18 protein-coding genes and 1 pseudogene are annotated in these 16,715 nt (G+C 63.0%); 10 read left to right on the top strand and 9 right to left on the bottom strand.

The annotated features are described in order from the left end of the window. Both G9463_RS23975 and purD read right to left on the bottom strand, forming a co-directional pair. A pseudogene (locus tag G9463_RS23975) lies at window positions 1–122 on the bottom strand (acetyltransferase); the annotation flags it as partial. Between the two features lie 25 nt (window positions 123–147). Next, window positions 148–1,500 carry a phosphoribosylamine--glycine ligase gene (gene purD, locus G9463_RS07030; RefSeq protein WP_165896335.1) on the bottom strand — a complete coding sequence of 451 codons (1,353 nt, stop codon included), beginning with the start codon at window positions 1,498–1,500 and terminating at the stop codon, window positions 148–150. Window positions 1,501–1,652: 152 nt separating this feature from the next. On the opposite strand from purD, the gene G9463_RS07025 reads away from it, so the two are divergent. Both G9463_RS07025 and G9463_RS07020 read left to right on the top strand, forming a co-directional pair. Continuing rightward, window positions 1,653–1,916, top strand: coding sequence for a hypothetical protein (locus tag G9463_RS07025; RefSeq protein ID WP_165896334.1), 264 nt, complete (start codon window positions 1,653–1,655; stop codon window positions 1,914–1,916). Window positions 1,917–1,970: 54 nt separating this feature from the next. Next, window positions 1,971–4,124, top strand: coding sequence for a thioredoxin domain-containing protein (locus tag G9463_RS07020; RefSeq protein WP_165896333.1), 2,154 nt, complete (start codon window positions 1,971–1,973; stop codon window positions 4,122–4,124). Between the two features lie 2 nt (window positions 4,125–4,126). Here G9463_RS07020 and G9463_RS07015 read toward each other — a convergent pair whose 3' ends face one another. The 3 genes from G9463_RS07015 to G9463_RS07005 form a co-directional block, all read right to left on the bottom strand. Beyond that, entirely contained in the window at window positions 4,127–4,516 is a 390-nt protein-coding gene (locus G9463_RS07015) for a thioredoxin family protein (protein ID WP_004960975.1), read from the bottom strand. Between the two features lie 109 nt (window positions 4,517–4,625). Next, entirely contained in the window at window positions 4,626–6,785 is a 2,160-nt protein-coding gene (locus tag G9463_RS07010; protein WP_165896332.1) for a glycoside hydrolase family 3 protein, read from the bottom strand. Between the two features lie 41 nt (window positions 6,786–6,826). After that, on the bottom strand, window positions 6,827–8,584 hold the full coding sequence (locus tag G9463_RS07005; RefSeq protein ID WP_127013089.1) for a histidine kinase N-terminal 7TM domain-containing protein: 1,758 nt from the start codon (window positions 8,582–8,584) through the stop codon (window positions 6,827–6,829). Between the two features lie 27 nt (window positions 8,585–8,611). Here G9463_RS07005 and G9463_RS07000 point away from each other — a divergent pair, with 27 nt between their 5' ends. Continuing rightward, the gene (locus tag G9463_RS07000; protein WP_165896331.1) at window positions 8,612–8,935 is read left to right on the top strand and encodes a DUF5827 family protein; all 324 of its coding nucleotides are present in this window, start codon (window positions 8,612–8,614) and stop codon (window positions 8,933–8,935) included. Continuing rightward, on the top strand, window positions 8,932–9,756 hold the full coding sequence (locus tag G9463_RS06995; protein ID WP_004960965.1) for a hypothetical protein: 825 nt from the start codon (window positions 8,932–8,934) through the stop codon (window positions 9,754–9,756). The genes G9463_RS07000 and G9463_RS06995 overlap by 4 nt, the downstream gene beginning before the upstream one ends. Before the next feature lie 23 nt (window positions 9,757–9,779). On the opposite strand, the gene G9463_RS06990 is transcribed toward G9463_RS06995, so the two are convergent. Further along, on the bottom strand, window positions 9,780–10,355 hold the full coding sequence (locus tag G9463_RS06990; RefSeq protein WP_007190146.1) for an MBL fold metallo-hydrolase: 576 nt from the start codon (window positions 10,353–10,355) through the stop codon (window positions 9,780–9,782). A gap of 122 nt (window positions 10,356–10,477) precedes the next feature. Here G9463_RS06990 and G9463_RS06985 point away from each other — a divergent pair, with 122 nt between their 5' ends. The 5 genes from G9463_RS06985 to G9463_RS06965 all read left to right on the top strand — a co-directional run bounded on the left by G9463_RS06985 (window position 10,478) and on the right by G9463_RS06965 (window position 13,388). After that, a complete protein-coding gene (locus G9463_RS06985) occupies window positions 10,478–11,062 on the top strand; it encodes a response regulator transcription factor (protein WP_007190145.1) in 585 nt (194 codons plus the stop codon). Between the two features lie 10 nt (window positions 11,063–11,072). Then, window positions 11,073–11,732, top strand: coding sequence for a hypothetical protein (locus tag G9463_RS06980; protein ID WP_165896330.1), 660 nt, complete (start codon window positions 11,073–11,075; stop codon window positions 11,730–11,732). An 83-nt stretch (window positions 11,733–11,815) separates the two neighbouring features. After that, window positions 11,816–12,559: an FAD-dependent thymidylate synthase gene (thyX, locus tag G9463_RS06975; protein WP_007190143.1), complete on the top strand. Its 744-nt coding sequence runs from the start codon at window positions 11,816–11,818 to the stop codon at window positions 12,557–12,559. Window positions 12,560–12,757: 198 nt separating this feature from the next. Further along, window positions 12,758–12,931: a hypothetical protein gene (locus tag G9463_RS06970; protein WP_154021034.1), complete on the top strand. Its 174-nt coding sequence runs from the start codon at window positions 12,758–12,760 to the stop codon at window positions 12,929–12,931. Window positions 12,932–12,983: 52 nt separating this feature from the next. Next, window positions 12,984–13,388, top strand: a complete 405-nt coding sequence (locus G9463_RS06965; protein ID WP_007190142.1) for a translation initiation factor IF-2 subunit beta — start codon at window positions 12,984–12,986, stop codon at window positions 13,386–13,388. Here the strand turns inward: G9463_RS06965 and G9463_RS06960 are convergent, their stop codons facing one another. The 3 genes from G9463_RS06960 to G9463_RS06950 form a co-directional block, all read right to left on the bottom strand. After that, the gene (locus G9463_RS06960) at window positions 13,389–13,568 is read right to left on the bottom strand and encodes a hypothetical protein (protein WP_004515550.1); all 180 of its coding nucleotides are present in this window, start codon (window positions 13,566–13,568) and stop codon (window positions 13,389–13,391) included. A 73-nt stretch (window positions 13,569–13,641) separates the two neighbouring features. Further along, window positions 13,642–14,610, bottom strand: coding sequence for a transcription initiation factor IIB family protein (locus G9463_RS06955; protein WP_007190141.1), 969 nt, complete (start codon window positions 14,608–14,610; stop codon window positions 13,642–13,644). A gap of 658 nt (window positions 14,611–15,268) precedes the next feature. Beyond that, window positions 15,269–15,553 (bottom strand): DUF357 domain-containing protein, encoded by a 285-nt coding sequence (locus G9463_RS06950; RefSeq protein ID WP_004960922.1) that lies wholly within the window; start codon window positions 15,551–15,553, stop codon window positions 15,269–15,271. Between the two features lie 101 nt (window positions 15,554–15,654). Between G9463_RS06950 and G9463_RS06945 the strand changes: the two genes are divergently transcribed. Next, window positions 15,655–16,704 (top strand): NAD(P)/FAD-dependent oxidoreductase, encoded by a 1,050-nt coding sequence (locus G9463_RS06945; protein ID WP_165896329.1) that lies wholly within the window; start codon window positions 15,655–15,657, stop codon window positions 16,702–16,704. Window positions 16,705–16,715: the final 11 nt, after the last annotated feature.

Genomic DNA, 16,715 nt, shown 5'->3' with positions numbered 1-16,715 from the left:
AGCGGGTGTTTGGCGTCCGGCCACGGGAACAGGGAATTGTGCGGGCCGGGCGTCGGGTGCTGGCGCAGCCGGTCGTGTCGTGGACCACTCACGTCTGTCGTGTACGGGGCCGCGGTAATCAAACCCGTCGGCTCCGATGCCGCACGCTCAGTCCGCGCCGCCGCGGATGTCGTCCATATGGTCGATACGCTGCTGAACCAGGTCGGCCGTACCGATGTCGTGGCGGACCCGAAGCCCCTCCGTCCCGGCCCGCTGAAGCGCTTCTTCGGCGATGGCCTCCGCGTCGCCAATCGTTTCTGCGAGGCCGACAACGGCGTAGGAGCGAGAGGTAGTCGTGTAGATACCGTCCTCACGGTCGTCGACGCTGGCGTAGCACAGCAGCGCCTCCGGGGCCGTCTCCGGGTCGTCACCGGACTGCTTGCGGTGGTCGTTGACGACCTCCGCGATGACGTCGTCGTCGATTGTTACCTTCGCCCCGGCGTCGGGGTCGGTCGGGTAGCCGTCCGGGACGGCGTACTTGCAGACGGTCGCCATCGGGCGGAAGGAGAGCTGTGGCAGGGGGTCGTCGTCGCGTGCGGCGGTCAGTACGTCGAGGAAGTCCGTGTTGAGCACCGGCAGCGTGTTCATCGCCTCGGGGTCGCCAAAGCGAGCGTTGAACTCCACGACGCGTGGCCCAGTCTCGGTGAGCATGAACTGCCCGTAGAGGACGCCCTTGTACCCGTCAAGGGCCTCAACGGTGGCCCGGAGCACGTCGACGGCGTCCATGTAGTCGTCCTCGTCCATGAACGGCAGGTGGAGGCTGGCGTCGGAGTAGCTCCCCATCCCGCCGGTGTTTGGTCCCTCGTCGCCCTCGTAGGCACGCTTGTGGTCCTGCACTGCTGGCGTGACGCGCAGTTGCCCGTTTGCGACAAACGCCTGCACGGTGAACTCCTCGCCGACGAGGCGCTCTTCGAGGACGACGCGGTCGTAGTCGGAACTCCGGAGGTACTCCTTGGCCTCCTCGGCAGTGCACTGGTCGCCGATGACGCGGACGCCCTTACCGCCGGTCAGCCCGGCGGGCTTGACCGCGAGGTCGCCGTCGTACTCGTCGATGTACTCGCAGGCGGCGTCCATGTCCTCGAACGTCTCGAAATCCGGACAGCCGGGGATATCGTGTTCCCGCATGAACCGCCGCTGGAACGCCTTGTCCGTCTCGATGCGGGCCTCCTGCTCCTGTGGCCCGAATGTGTAGATACCGGCGTCGTCCAGCGCGTCGGCGACACCTGCGGCGAGGGCCGCCTCGGGTCCGATGACCGCCAGCGTGGCGTCGACCTCGCGAGCGTAGGTCGTCACGGCTGTCGGGTTGGTCGTATCGAGTGCCTCGAAGCCGTCGGCGAGGGCGACGATGCCCGGATTCCTGTTGCCGGCACAGGCGTACAGCTCTCCCGGCGAGTTCCCGAGCGAGCGCGCAATCGCGTGTTCCCGGCCGCCGCCACCCACGAGCAGCACTGTCTCTGACATACCCGAAGGCCGGATGGGCTCTCACGTAAGTATTGTCTTTTCGCCGGTTTGCGCTGACTGTGGCAGTCGTTTCTGTGTCGAGCGCGCTCGTGTGCAGGTCCGCTGGACGGAGACCGGGAGCTACTTTGCCCGACTGTCTGACACACAGAGATATGTCCCCTCCCCGCCCCTTCATCGACCCCGCGACAGGAGAGATAGACAGGGCCCAGATACTCTCAGAGGCCATGCCACTCGCGAAGCTCATCGGCGTGTTCGTTGCCGGGAGCCTCCCTCTCTATGCAATCGCGTTCTTCGGTGCGGAGAACTCCGTACTGGGTGTAGTACTGGCCCTGCTCGGTAATTTCATCCTCGCCATCGGAGCCGGTGTCGTCCTGATGTACGTCATTGCCCGTGGAATCCGGCTGGCTGGCGATTGAGGCGTCGCTGCCGGCGTCGCGTTCCTTTTCACCGCGGCGCTCCCAGCCACGGGTATGAGCGACGCCACGGACCCGACGGCCCGAAACCGACTCGACGAGGCGGAGAGCCCGTATCTCCGCCAGCACGCTGACAATCCGGTCAACTGGCAGCCCTGGGACGAGACAGCCCTAGAAGCCGCCAGAGAGCGGGACGTTCCCATTTTCCTCTCGATTGGTTACGCAGCGTGTCACTGGTGTCACGTCATGGAGGAGGAGAGCTTCGAGGACGAGGCCATTGCCGAACAACTCAACGAGAACTTCGTCCCGATAAAGGTCGACCGCGAGGAGCGGCCGGACCTCGATTCGGTGTACATGAGTATCTGTCAGCAGGTGACCGGTGGCGGTGGCTGGCCGCTATCGGCCTGGCTCACGCCGGAGGGGGAGCCGTTCTACGTCGGGACATACTTCCCGCCGGAGGAGAAGCGCGGGCAGCCAGGCTTTGGCGACCTGCTCCAGCGCCTTTCAGGCTCGTGGTCGGACCCCGAGCAGCGCGAGGAGATGGAGAACCGCGCCCAGCAGTGGACCGAGGCAATCGAGAGTGACCTCGAAGCGACGCCGGCTGACCCTGAGGACCCCGCAGAGGGCATCATTCAAACCGCCGGCACCATCGCCCATCGCGGGGCCGACCGGCAGGACGGCGGCTGGGGCTCCGGCGGCCCAAAGTTCCCCCAGAACGGGCGACTACACGCATTGCTGCGGGCATATGCTGACGGTGGGCAAGAAGACTACCTGAACGTCGTCGAGGAGACGCTGGACGTGATGGCCGACCGAGGACTGTACGACCACGTTGGTGGGGGCTTCCACCGCTACGCGACAGACCAGCAGTGGGCCGTGCCGCACTTCGAGAAGATGCTGTACGACAACGCCGAGATTCCGCGGGCCTTCCTCGCCGGCTATCAGGCCATCGGCTCGGAGCGCTACGCGTCGGTCGTCCGGGAGACATTCGAGTTCGTCCAGCGCGAGCTGCAACACCCCGACGGGGGCTTTTTCAGCACGCTAGACGCCGAGAGCGCACCTCCTGATGACCCGGATGGTGACAGCGAAGAAGGGCTGTTCTACGTCTGGACGCCCGAGGAAGTCCACGAGGCTGTCGACGACGAGACGGACGCCGAGGTTTTCTGTGACTACTTCGGCGTCACGGAGCGGGGCAACTTCGAGGGCGCGACGGTGCTGGCTGTCCGAAAACCGGTAGCTGTGCTGGCCGAGGAGTACGACCGGAGCGAGGATGACATCACGGCGAGTCTCCAGCGCGCGCTAAACGAGACGTTCGAGGCCAGAAAGAGCCGACCGCGACCGGCCCGCGACGAGAAAGTGCTGGCCGGCTGGAACGGCCTGATGATTCGGACGCTCGCTGAGGGCGCGATTGTCCTCGACGACCAGTATGCAGACGTGGCCGCCGACGCCCTCTCGTTCGTTCGGAAGCACCTGTGGGACGCCGACGCGGGGCGACTCAATCGCCGGTACAAGGACGACGACGTGGCTATTGACGGCTATCTGGAGGACTACGCGTTCCTCGGCCGCGGCGCGCTGACGCTGTTCGAGGCGACCGGCGACGTCGAGCACCTCGCCTTTGCGATGGACCTCGGCCAGGCAATCACAGAGGCGTTCTGGGACGACGAGCAGGGCACGCTCTTCTTTACCCCGACCGGCGGCGAATCGCTGGTCGCACGGCCCCAGGAACTGACCGACCAGTCGACGCCGTCGAGCACGGGTGTCGCCGTCGACCTCCTGCTGTCGCTGTCCCATTTCAGCGAGGACGACCGCTTCGAAAGCGTGGCCGAGCGGGTCATCCGAACCCACGCCGACCGCGTCTCCTCGAACCCGCTCCAGCATGCTTCGCTCACGCTGGCGACGGACACCTACGAGCAGGGCGCGCTGGAGCTCACGCTGGTCGGCGACCAGTCAGACTACCCGACTGAGTGGACGGAGACCCTCGCCGAGCAGTACATCCCGCGGCGCTTGCTGGCTCACCGGCCAGCCGAGAAAAGTCGTTTCGAGCAGTGGCTCGACACACTGGAGGTGGACGAGTCGCCGCCGATCTGGGCCGGCCGCACGCAGGTCGACGACCGACCGACGGTGTACGCCTGCCGGAACTTCGCCTGTTCACCACCGAAACACGACCTCGGGACAGCGTTAGACTGGGGCGAAACGGCCGACGATTCGGAGTAAAGTTACGTCATCGCGTTTTCGATTTTGTCAGCGAGATACACCGCAATAGGGACCGGCTCTTCCTCGACGAATCGGGCGATCTCCTCACCGTCGTGTTCGACGACGACCGTCGGAATGAGTTCGATGTCGTACGCCTCGACCTCCGGGCCGGTCTTCGAGCCGTCGTCTTCCTTCTCGACGGGGTAGTGGTGGACCTGCCCCTCTGGGACACCCGCGGCTTTCAGCGCCGCCCCGAAGTCGGGAAGCTGCGCCCGGCAGTCCTTACACCAGTCGCCGCCCCAGATCTTGTACTCGAACTCATCAGCGTAGCGTGTGAGAACGTCGACGGTGTCAGCGTAGGCGTCTTCGACCCACACCGGATTCGGCTCCATGGTTTCGAGCGTCTGACTCATAACCGGCTGTATGTAGTCAGGGGGCTTGAAATCCCCGGCCACGAATTCCGCGAGTCAGACGAGCTTCAGCTAATACATCGGGATTTCAGTTGGGATAGGGCTGGACGCGCTAGCGGTCGACTGGAACAGTCGTCCGAATGTCTCGCGACGACCGGCCGATTTCGACGGTGTACGTTCCGGTGTCGACCGTCCAGCCGGAATTCGGGTCGTACCGGGAGAACGCCAGGTCGTCCAGCGTCAGTGCTACCGTCTTCTGTTCATCAGCATCTAACTGTACAGCCTCGAACCCGGCGAGTTCGCGCCGCGGGCGGTCGACGCCGTCCACGGACGGCGGTCGGACGTAAGCCTGAATTACTTCTCGGCCCGGCCGGTCGGCGGCGTTCTTGACTGTAACTGCGACCGTCCGCTCGCCTGTGGTTTCGGCATCGCCGTATTCGAACGTCGCATACGAATGGCCGTGACCGAACGGATAGGTCGGGTCGGCGTCTTCGTCGTCGAAGTGTCGGTAGCCGATAAAGACGCCCTCATCGTAGTGGACTTCGTCGTCGACACCGGGGTAGCGGCGTTCGGCCCCAGCGGTCGGATACTCGCCTTCTGGGGCGAACGTGACCGGGAGCCGGCCGCTCGGGTCACGGTCACCATAGAGGACGGCGGCCGCCGCGTCGCCGTCCGCCTGCCCGGGGTACCACTGTTCGAGGACCGCGGCCACGTCCTCGCGCCACGGGAGTTCCACGGGGCCGCCGGACCTGACGACGACCACAGTGTTCTCGTTGGCGGCCGCGACGGCCGAGACGAGGTCGTCTTGCTGGCCCGGGAGCGCCAGTGAATCGCGGTCCCGCGCCTCCGTCGTCGCATCGCGGACAAACACCACGGCGACATCGGCTGCCGCGGCCGCGTCGACGGCGTCGTCGAGCGACGGGTCCTGTTGGGCGATGTCCGCTGCCGTACCGTCGGTATCGTCGTCCTCACCGACAAACGGCAGGAGGTCGAACAGCGAAACGGACTCTATCTGCGGGACGCCAAACGCCGTCGTGACTGCGCCCTCGGCGCGGGATTCGATTCCTGCGACTGGTGTAACCGAGTGGACCGGCGTCGTTTCGGAAGAGCCGCCCCCGCCCAGTTTCGGCTCGTCGATGTTTGGTCCGATGACAGCCACGTCCGCTCCGTCAGCCAGCGGCAGGACCCCGTCGTTATCGAGCAACACCGTTCCGCGGGCCGCCACGTCCGCAGCGATATCTCTGTGTCGCTGGCTGTCGAGTTCGCCCGCCTTGTCGTCGCTTGCACCGTCTTCGGCGGCGGTACGGCTGCCGTCCAGTCGCCCGAATCGGTCCATCTGACCGAGAACCCGCCGGACCATGTCATCAAGGCGTTCGGCTGGAACCTCGCCGCTGTCGATGGCTTCGACGAGCGGGTCGCCGAACAGGCCTGCGCGGGTCGCGTCCGGGATGCCGTCGGGCCACTCGAACTCCTCGGCATCATCCGCAGTGTCGCTGTTGGCGGCTTCCGCTGCCCCGGGGGCCGCCACCCCGGGCATCTCTACGTCCATGCCTGCGTTCGCCGCGCCGACAGTGCTCTCCAGCCCGTACCAGTCCGAGACGACGTAACCGTCGAACCCCCACTCGCCTTTGAGTACGTCGCCGACGAGGCGCCCGTGGTCACTCATGTGTGTGCCGTTCACTCGGTTGTACGCCGTCATCACCGACCCGACGCCAGCGTCAACAACCGAACGGAACGGTGGAAGATACAGCTCTCGGAGCGTCCGTTCATCCACTTCGGTGCTGACGGTCGTGCGATGTGTCTCCTGGTTGTTGGCGACAAAGTGTTTCACTGTGGCGACGACATCAGCCGACTGGATGCCGTCGATAAGGCCGGCCCCGACAGCGCCGGCGTGGACTGGGTCCTCGGAGAGATACTCGAAGTTGCGGCCGCAGTGCGGGACCCGGATGATGTTCACGCCGGGCGCGAGCAGCGCGTCCTGTCCGAGCGCCGCTGCTTCGCGGCCCATCGCCGCCCCCTGTTGTCGGGCCAGATCGGGGTCAAACGTTGCTGCTGTCGCAATTGACGCCGGAAAGGCAGTCGCACGCTGTCCCTCGGCGCGGATTCCCAGCGGCCCGTCGACGAGGCGAAACGGCGGAATCCCGGCTTCCTCGACACCCGAAAGGTACCCCGTCGCTGTGCCCTCCGGGTCGGTTGCACCGCGAACGAGAGCGAGTTTCTGTGGACGGGACAGCCGGGCAAGTACCGCTTCAATGTGGTCGTCATCGGCCATACCGGAGTTCACGGCCGGGCGGGCCTTAGAGTGTCGACTGGTCAGGACGGCGTCTCGGGCGATTGGACCGACTGCGTTTCGAGCCCCGAAACAACGAGTTTCGCGCCACCGGACCGGCTTTCGGTCATCTCGACGGCCCACCCGTGAGATTTGACGACGTGCTGGACGATTGCCAGTCCGAGGCCGGTTCCCGACTCGGAGCTGGTAACGCCGTGTGTGAATATCTCCTCCCGTTCCTCGGGTGGGACACCGGGGCCGTCGTCGCCGATTGTGAACCCGTCCGAGGTGGCGTCAACACGTATCGTTACTCCTGTGCCCGCCGGTTCTACGCTGTTGTCGGATTCCGGCCGACTGTGCCCGTGCTCGGTACTGTCGTCGCCCCCTGGTCGACCGCCTGTGGAGCCATGCTCCACGGCGTTCCGAACCACGTTTTCGAACAGCTGTAGAAGTTGGTCACGGTCGCCGGTAATTTCTCTGTCGCCGTCGATTTGCAGCGTCGCCTCGCCGGTGTCGACGTGGGCCCAGGCCGCCTTTGCCAGCGCCGAGAGCCGTAGCTCGACTCGGTCGGTCGTCTTCTCGTCGCGAGCGAAGGCAAGCACCTCGTCGATGAGGCTGCTCATCCGTTCGTGGGCTTCCTCGACGCGGTCGAACTCCTCGGGGTCATTGCGTTCTCGGGCCAGTGCCAGTCGCCCCGAAGCCACGCTCAGTGGGTTCCGAAGGTCGTGTGAGAGGACGGCGGCGAACTGGTCGAGCTGCTGGTTCCGGCGTTCGAGTTCTCGCTCCCGCTGCTTTTGTTCGGTGATTTCGTGGACGAGAAACACGCGCCCGACCAGTGTGTCGCGGGAGTCATACAGCGGGGTGAGCTGGACATCGAAAAACCGGTCGCGCTGCTCGATAACGGCCTGTGTTTCCTTGGCGTCGTCGTTCAGACCGCGGTACTTTTCCAGTAGCTCGGGCGACGTTTCGAGCGCGTCCTCGACAGATTGGCCGACGATAGTCTCCTCTCGAAGTAGCTGGCGGCCGGCGTCGTTGGCCTCGATTATCTTGCTGTTCGTGTCGACGACGAACACGGCGCTGTTGAGCGACTCGACGACCTCTCGATAGGCGACCGGTGAGATGTCCAGCAATCGCCCCCTGAAGAACGCCCACGAGAGGGTGAGCCCAGTGCCCGCCAGCAACAGCGGTGTGAGTTCGATGCTGGTGTCGCCGAAGATGCTGAGGACGCTCCCGAACCACGGGAGGCCGATGGCCAGCAGGACGGCGTACACCTGCTTCCGGTACAGACCGCCGGAAACGAGTGCGTAGTGGATGATGAGCGCACTTGACACGGCGATAAGTGCGTAGGAGTACACCAGATGGCCCCAGAAAACAGGCCCGCCGGTGATTTCCCAGCCGTACATAGCAGCGTCTGTCGGGCCAGAGATACTGTATATCGCGCCGTCGGGGCCGACAAACAGTGCAGCAAAGAACACGATGGGTTCGACAGTCAGTAGCGCGACGGTCCGCCGGCTGAGATAGCGGTCGCGGTCGGTGTAGGCCAGCGCGAATGCGAACAGGCCGGCCATCGCGGGCATCACACCGACGAACACGCCGTACGCGAAAAGCAGCGCCAACTCGGTTCCGCGTGTCAGAACACCGGCCGCAGCACAGAGGTCCCATATCGAGAGGCCGGCGAGCAGAACCGCGAGTGCGGTCCCGCCGCTGTAGTCGCGCCGCCCCCATGCGTACACCGACAGCGTCCCGAGGACAACGGCCACAGCCAGCAGGAGAAAGGCGTACGCAACGAGCAGCGTGGCCATTACCGTATAATCCGGCCCAGCAAGTAAATGGGTTCCGCCCAGTTCGAGGGGTTTACACACTCGCTCGGCATACCGGCGGGTATGCCTGTCGACAAGCAGGAGTTCGACAAGATACTGTCGTTCGAGCTCCACGAGCCTGCGGACATTCTCGACCCCGACAAACTGTACACCATCCCGGAAATCGCCCGCCTGCTGCAGGGCCTCCCGGCAGATGCCCAACTTAATGAGGCCAACGAGTCCGTGTTCATCGACTGGGCGATCCCGTGGATGATCTTCAATCAGGACAACCTCGTGATCGCCGACCCGCAGGACGATGATGTTGTCGGGCTGTACGGCCTCGCTGAGTCATGAAGCTCCTCGTTGCCGGCAGTGACCGGGTCGACGCAGGCAAGACCACGTTCAGCGTCGGCCTGCTCGAACGGACCAGCGCTCAGGGGTTCAAGCCCAGAGCGGGCAACAACTACTGGTTCGACCACGACGACTATCAGCGAGCGACAAACGAGGGGCGGCTGTACGGCAAGGACGCCAAGCGCCTCGCGGCCGCGTCACCGAGCGATGTCGCACCGGAAGAGATCAATCCGATTCACCGCCTCTGGCACCCCTCACCGGGAGCCGAGACGGGCCTGCTCGGGAAAGAAAACCAGCAGTTCGTCGTGGACCGGGTCGGCCGCCCGAGTACGGAAACGGGCGTCGAGTATGTCGTCAACGGGACTGTCGACATTCCGGAGTCCGTTGCCGAGCGACTCCCGCTTGCCGATGCGCCACGAGTAACCTCGATCGCCGATTTCAACGACCTGATGCGGGTGATGCACGTCGAGGCGCTGGAGTCGGTCGCCGCGGATATCGAAGCGACGGACCGGGCAGTCATCGAATCCTACGGCGATGTGGCTCGGCCGCTGTCAGGTATCGAACCAGATGCCGTGGCCGTCGTCGAACCCGGCCGAGCCCGCATCTACGACGGCGACCGATACAGCAAGGCCTGTCAGATCGCCACCGGTGGTCCCGGCGACGGGCAACTGGAGGAACGAGTGCCGAACGTCGTCGACCTCATCGAACAGGTCGCGGCAGTACGGCTCCCCGCGCTCGACAGCGAGCAGCGCAGTGACCCGGCGGCTGTCGCCGATGCGTACGACCACGCCTACGACGCGCTGCTGGCCTGTGCGTTCGACTAAAAGCTGTGCGCTGTCCCGCGATCTCAGAACTTCGCGGCCTGCAGCGCCAGTTCGATGTCCTGATACGGCGCGTCGGTGATGCTGGGTCCGTGACCGGTGTGCATCTCCTGTAAGTCCTCGTCAGTGACCGACAGCACCCGCTCGATGCTGTCGACGAGCAGGTCCCGGTTGCCTTCGTCAAGATCAGTCCGGCCGAAGCTCCCGTTAGCGAACACGAGGTCGCCGGCGAACAGGACGCCGGCGTCGTCCGAGTAGAAGCAGAGATGGTCGTTCTTGTGGCCGGGCGTGTGCAGCGCCCGGTAGTCGTGGTCACCTAGCTGTATCGTCTCATCGTCGGCGATAGCGTACTCGACGCCATCCTGCTCCGTATCGTAGCCGTACACCGGTACGTCGAAGGCGTCGACGACGCTGTCGAGGTTCTCGACGTGGTCATAATGGGTGTGGGTGACGGCGACAGCGTCGATATCGTCGACGTGCTCTTCGACAGTCGACACCACGTCGAATTCGTTGCCGACATCCACCAGCACAGTTCGGTCCCCAGTGACGAGGAACACGTTGCTCGTGAAGGCCTGTTGCCCACGGGCGAGATTTCGAATCATTACCCGCCTATTTGCCGTCGTCCCGGATGTGGGTATCGTTCTGTTACCGGTCGAGACGCGCTGCACGCCCGCACCCACAGGGCTATGTACGTGGATATGCAAACGAGGGATAGTAGAACATTATGTCAGATTCGGACCTACCTGTGGTGCTTATCGTCGAAGATGAACCAGATGTTGCCGAGACGTACAAACTGTGGCTGCAACAGGAGTACGAGGTCCGCATGGCACAGAACGGCGACGAGGGCCTAGAGCAACTGGACGCGGATGTCGATGTGGTGCTGCTCGACCGGATGATGCCCGGACTTTCTGGAGACGAAGTGCTTGAGCGCATTCGCGAGCGTGATCTTGGCTGTCGGGTGGCAATGGTCACCGCTGTCGAACCGGACTTCGATATTCTTGAGATGGGCTTTGACGCATACCTCTCGAAGCCGATCCGGAGCGAACAGCTACATGAGACGGTCGACAATCTGCTCGACCGCTCCGAATACGACTCGCTGCTGCAGGAGTATTACGCACTCGTCGAGAAGCAGGCGACGCTCGAAGCGACAAAATCGAGCGCGGAACTGGCAGAAAGCAGTCAGTACGACGAGCTGAGCCAGCGAATCGCGGAGATGCGAGACGACCTCTCAGATACACTCGGTGGCATCGAAGACGACTCCGATTTCATCGCAACGCTTCGCGGACTGAGCGACGATGAAGACAACTGAGCGACAAACAATGTATGATCTCACCTCAGTACTAGAGTTCGATGCGCTCAGTGAGGTCCGGCCAGGGTCAAGCATCCTGATATCCGGCCCAGCAATGAGCGGGAAGGAACGACTCGCATACGATATTCTCGGCGACGGGCTGGACAGAGGTGACGGCGCGGTGGTCGTGACGACCGGTGACGGCGCAGGCAGCGTTGTCGAGGAGTTCCGGTCGCTCGTGCCCGACCTCGACGACTCCCAGCTCGGTGTCATCGACTGCCGAGGGGAGAGTGGCACGGACGAGGAGGTAATCGGTAACGCTCACGCGCATCACGTCTCTTCGCCCGGTGATCTCACCGGCATCGGTATCGGTATCACAAAGGCGCTTGAGGGGCTGCACAACGCTGGCAACGAACAGGGCCGTCTCGCCCTCGTCTCGCTGTCGACAATGCTGACCTACACGGACAAGAAGACCGTGTTCAAGTTCTGTCACGTGCTGTCCTCACGGCTGGACTCTGCTGGCTACATCGGCGTGTTTACCATCGACTCGGGAGCCCACGATGACCAGACCCTGCAGGTCATCAAGCAGGCGTTCGACGGGATGATCGACGTGCGCGACGCAGAGGGCGGCGGCCGCGAGGCCCGCGTACTCGGGCTGTCCGGCGAGCCGACCGACTGGCAGGACATCTGAGTACGGAGCCATCCACGGGCAGTCCGAAACGCCGTGTCGGTCCGGGAAGGAAGTATTTTGCCGCTCCGGGACACCCACCCGATATGGACGTCAAGCTGCTCGAAGCGACAGACGACCCCGAGGATCTTATCTGCAAGGCAGCACGCAACGACTACAGCGACACCTCCGTCGGCAGCCAGTCGTTCGAAGCGACGATGGCTGAGGTCGACGGAGACTCGCTTGAGGAAAAAAAGGAGACGCTCATCGGGCATCTCCTCGACCACGGCCACTTCGGCCCCTTCGAACACGCGCAGGCGACTTTCGCCGTCGAAGGCGTTTCCCGCTCCTGTATGGCCCAGATCACCCGTCACCGACACGTCTCATTCGATGTGCAGTCGATGCGGTACGTCTCCTTCGACGACGTGGACCCCGAAGCCGTCCGCGAGGGGGAACTGGTCGTGACGCCGCCATCTGCGACGGATCCGGACTGGATCGGCCGGAACCAGCAGAAGGCAAGCGTCTCCGACGAAGAGTTCGAAGAACGCGCGGAGATATTCAAAGACACCATCGAGCAGGCGGTCGAATCGTATCAGGAACTGCTTGAACTGGGAATGCCGCCGGAAGACGCCCGGTTCGTACTACCAATCGGCACCAAGGTGAACATCGTGATGTCGATGAACGCCCGAATGCTGATGCACGTCGCGGATATGCGAGCCGCGGCGGACGCACAGTGGGAGATCCGAGAGATGACCGAGGAGATGCTCGAGTTGGCGGCCGACTGGTGTCCCAAGACCTTCGAGTACTACGAACAGGAGATGAAGGGGCGCAAGAACCGGCTCGCCCCCTGACAGGTCCGGCACTTCTCTCGGCGGTTCAGAGCGACTGTCTCCGGCTACGACCATCGACAATTGTTGAATCGACCTTGATACTCACAACGGCAATAGCAAGACACAAGTCGTTTTGTTGCATAAACGGCCGGGTTTCAGAGTATCAAAAGACGAAACGAGTACGACACATTCATTACCGCACATCCTAGATGAACAATTGTGTCTTACGAGGTTGAACGTCCCACCCGTCGGTCGGGAACTGCGTCTGATGTGATGTGTGCTGTCGACGATGTCGACGGCCAGCAGCGGTTCGTCATCGCCGATATTGCCCACGATGACACCTGGATTTCGATGGTAGCGGACGAGACCTGTACACTTACAGCCTGGCGATAACGGACGACCACCGGCTGAAAAGTTTTTGTTGGCTGCTCTGTGACGTAGGAGTATGGAATACGACGACATGCTTGACCGGGCGATGGAAGAGACGCCCGAGATTGATGGCACAAGCGAGCGGTTCGAGGTCCCGGACCCGGATATCCGACAGGAGGGGAACGTCACCGTCTACGAGAATTTCCAGTCGACGTGTTCCCGGCTTGGACGCGAGGACGACCACGTGATGAAGTTCCTCCAGAACGACCTCGGAACGAGCGGCCACATCGACGAGAGCGGTCGAGCGCGCCTGACCGGTGAATTCGATGCCACCCGTATCGAGGCGTCCATCGACGAGTACGTCGACGAGTTCGTGCTCTGCTCGGAGTGTGGACTGCCGGACACGCAACTGGAGCGGGAACAGGGTGCGCTGTTGCTCCGCTGTGAGGCGTGTGGCGCACGCTCGGCGACGAGCGAGTAGTTACTGCAGTCCTTTCAGCGTCTGCAAGTCGTTTTCTGTACGGGTGAAAACAGCGAGCCGATGGCTCGCGTGACAGTTCGGGCAGTGGAACGTCGTGTCGTGTCGCGGCAAGTCTGTCGGCGTCGACTCCCAGTCTTTCTTACACTCAGGGCAGAGCAATCGCACGTACGCTTCCTCCATGTATGTTACTCACACACATAGCCAATGATAAAAAGCCTTGTCGTCTCCCCATTAGTCTGCCTTCATCCGAGCGTCAGGCCGGAAGGTCCTCGGCTTCGAGGAGTTCCTTGTATCGGTTTCGGATGGTCACTTCAGAGATGTCAGCGACGTCGCTGACCTGGCTCTGTGTGACCTTCTCGTTGGTCAGCAACGCGGCAGCGTAGACGGCCGCAGCGGCGATGCCGACCGGCGATTTGCCGGAGAGCATCCCCGACTGACGAGCACCTTCGACGAGGTCCCGTGCCTGTCGCTGGGTCTCCTCACTGAGGTCCAGGTCGGAGATGAACCGTGGGAGGTAGTGTTCCGGGTCCGCCGGCTGAACTTCGAGACTGAGTTCCCGGACAATGTAGCGGTAGGTCCGTGTGAGCTCCATCTTTTCGACGCGGGAGACACGGGCCATCTCGTCCAGCGACCGGGGGTTCCCGGCCATGCGAGCGGCCGCGTACAGCGCAGCGGTCGCAACGCCCTCGATAGAGCGACCCGGAAGGAGGTCGTCACCGAGTGCGCGGCGGTAGATGACGCTGGATGTCTCACGGACGTTCTGGGGGAGCCCCAGCGCAGAGGCCATACGGTCGATTTCGCCCAGTGCCTGCTTGAGATTGCGCTCCTTGGAGTCACGGGTCCGGAACCGTTCGTTCCAGGTCCGGAGCCGCTGCATCTTCTGGCGCTGTTCGCTGGAGAGGGAGCGCCCGTAGGCGTCCTTGTTCTGCCAGCCGATGTTCGTCGAGAGACCCTTGTCGTGCATCATGTTCGTCGTCGGCGCGCCGACGCGGGACTTGCGGTCCTTCTCGGCGGAATTGAACGCACGCCATTCCGGCCCGCGGTCGATCTCGTCTTCCTCAACGACCAGTCCACAGTCTTCACAGACTGTTTCGCCGTGCTCGGTATCCGTAACGACGTTGCCACTACATTCGGGACAGGTCTCTACAGCCTCCTGTTCCGTCGATTCGGTGATTTTTTCGTCTCGTTCTCGTGTGCTTGTCCGCGTTGTTGATTCACTCATGATTGGAAGTCCTGTTCTGCCGGGTGCAGAAATTTTAAGACTGATTGGGGATTTGTCTTACCCTATAGTTAGTCCGTAAAGTATATAAATCTTTCGCCGACTTCTGGCATAAACCGCAGTACAGCGGCGTGGTAGGGTATAGCATATCCCGATATAGGGATGTATAAAGTTGACGGTGGCCGCCAACGCCCGGACATAACGCATAATCGGGGGACTGCAACGCCGTGTGACTCCGTCGGTGCAGCGCTGAACGACCAGCCCACACCTTGCTCCAGTCATTCCAGTTCAGTCGAGAACGGCGAGTGGGCCCCGAAATTACCGGGTCAGCGGGAGTCACAGTGTGGTTCCGCACATCGTGAGGGAGTGATATGATGTAAAAAGCGATGTTACCGAGTAACACAGCTTAGCTACGGTTGTATACCAGATAGGTACATACGGTGATGATGACGCCCTGTCACTGGAGCGGCCCGCGACCGATTAATCGGGGGCGACCCAGACCACAAGGCCACCGAACTCAAGTGCCGCAACGAACGTCATCGTGCGACTGGAGCGAGGGGCCGTTTCGCAGTAGGGCAGCGACCTGCGGTTCGAACAGATAGTAGTAGACGGACAGACAGCTCTCTGTGAGCGCCAACCACAGATCCGTCTGGCCGCGGTTTCAGACAGTGAACAGATGCCCCTCAGTTGGCACGTCAAAGAGCCCGATACGTGCGCCTGCGTCCAGCCACGCGTGCCCGTACGAGAACGACGCTAAGGCGTTCACGAGGTCGTCGTCGTCCCTAAAGTGACGCCCATCTTCAAGATACGCTGACGCCATCTCCTCGCACTCCAAGGCGGCATTGTGCATCGGTGTCCCTTCAGGGGGTGCGACTGATGCCGCATCAAGTGCCTCCGCGAGTAGTCCTTCGTAGCGGTCAGTCTTCTCTTCGATATCGGCAGCCATACCCTCAGCGAACGGTGGCAGCGGCCTAAGCGTGTCGTCCCAGCCCGCGTTCGGCGCACGACAACACAAGCTAAATACGGCCCGGTAGTCTAACTTGGCTAATGACAGAATCGGTCGAACACCGACGACTCATCGTCGCTGGCACGGGCGCAGCGGGACTGACAGCGGCCATCTACGCCGCCAGGAGCAACAACGACCCACTCGTTCTCGAAGGCGACGAACCCGGTGGGCAGCTCACGCTGACTAGTGAAGTCGAGAACTTCCCCGGCTTCCCGGAGGGCCTCCCCGGGCCGGACCTCATCAACAATATGAAAGAGCAGGCTGAGCGCTTCGGCGCTGAGCTGGAACACGGTATCGTTGCCGACATCGACGACAGCGAGCGGCCGTTCCGCGTAGAGCTGTCAAACGGCGACGTGTACACCTGCGACGCCTTCATCGCCGCCTCCGGAGCCAGCGCCCGCACGCTGGGCGTCCCCGGCGAGGACGAACTCATGGGCTACGGCGTCTCGACGTGCGCGACCTGCGACGGCGCGTTTTTCCGTGGCGAAGACATGCTCGTCGTCGGCGGCGGCGACGCAGCCATGGAGGAGGCCCACTTCCTCACGAAGTTCGCTGACACCGTCTACATCGCGCACCGCCGCGAAGAGTTCCGCGCCGAGGACTACTGGATCGACCGCGTCCAGCAGAAGGTCGACGAGGGCGAAATCGAGATCATGCGCAACACCGAGCTGCTGGAAATGCACGGCTCCCCCGAGGACGGCGTCGACCACGTCACCCTCGCACAGAACGACGAGGGCCATCCCAGCGAGAAGCTCGACGCCGACGGGACCGAAACCTTCGACTTCGACGTTGGTGCCGTCTTTATTGCCATCGGTCACACGCCTAACACCGACTACCTCGGAGACACCGGCGTCGAGCTGGACGATACCGGGTACATCCAGACCCACGGCGGCACCGGCGGCGACCAGACCGCCACCGACGTGGACGGTATCTTCGGTGCCGGCGACGTGGTCGACTACCACTACCAGCAGGCCGTCACCGCTGCCGGGATGGGCTGTAAAGCCGCCATCGACGCTGACGAGTATCTCGAAGCACAGGCCGAAGCTACCGCAGAGGCAGAGTCCGAAGCCGCCGCAGAAGCCGACGACTAGCGCGCCTGTTT

The organism is Haloarcula sp. JP-Z28 (assembly GCF_011440255.1).
Classification (GTDB): domain Archaea; phylum Halobacteriota; class Halobacteria; order Halobacteriales; family Haloarculaceae; genus Haloarcula; species Haloarcula marismortui.
The sequence above is the reverse complement of the archived record's forward strand: the minus strand, read 5'-3'. Positions and strand labels throughout refer to the sequence as shown.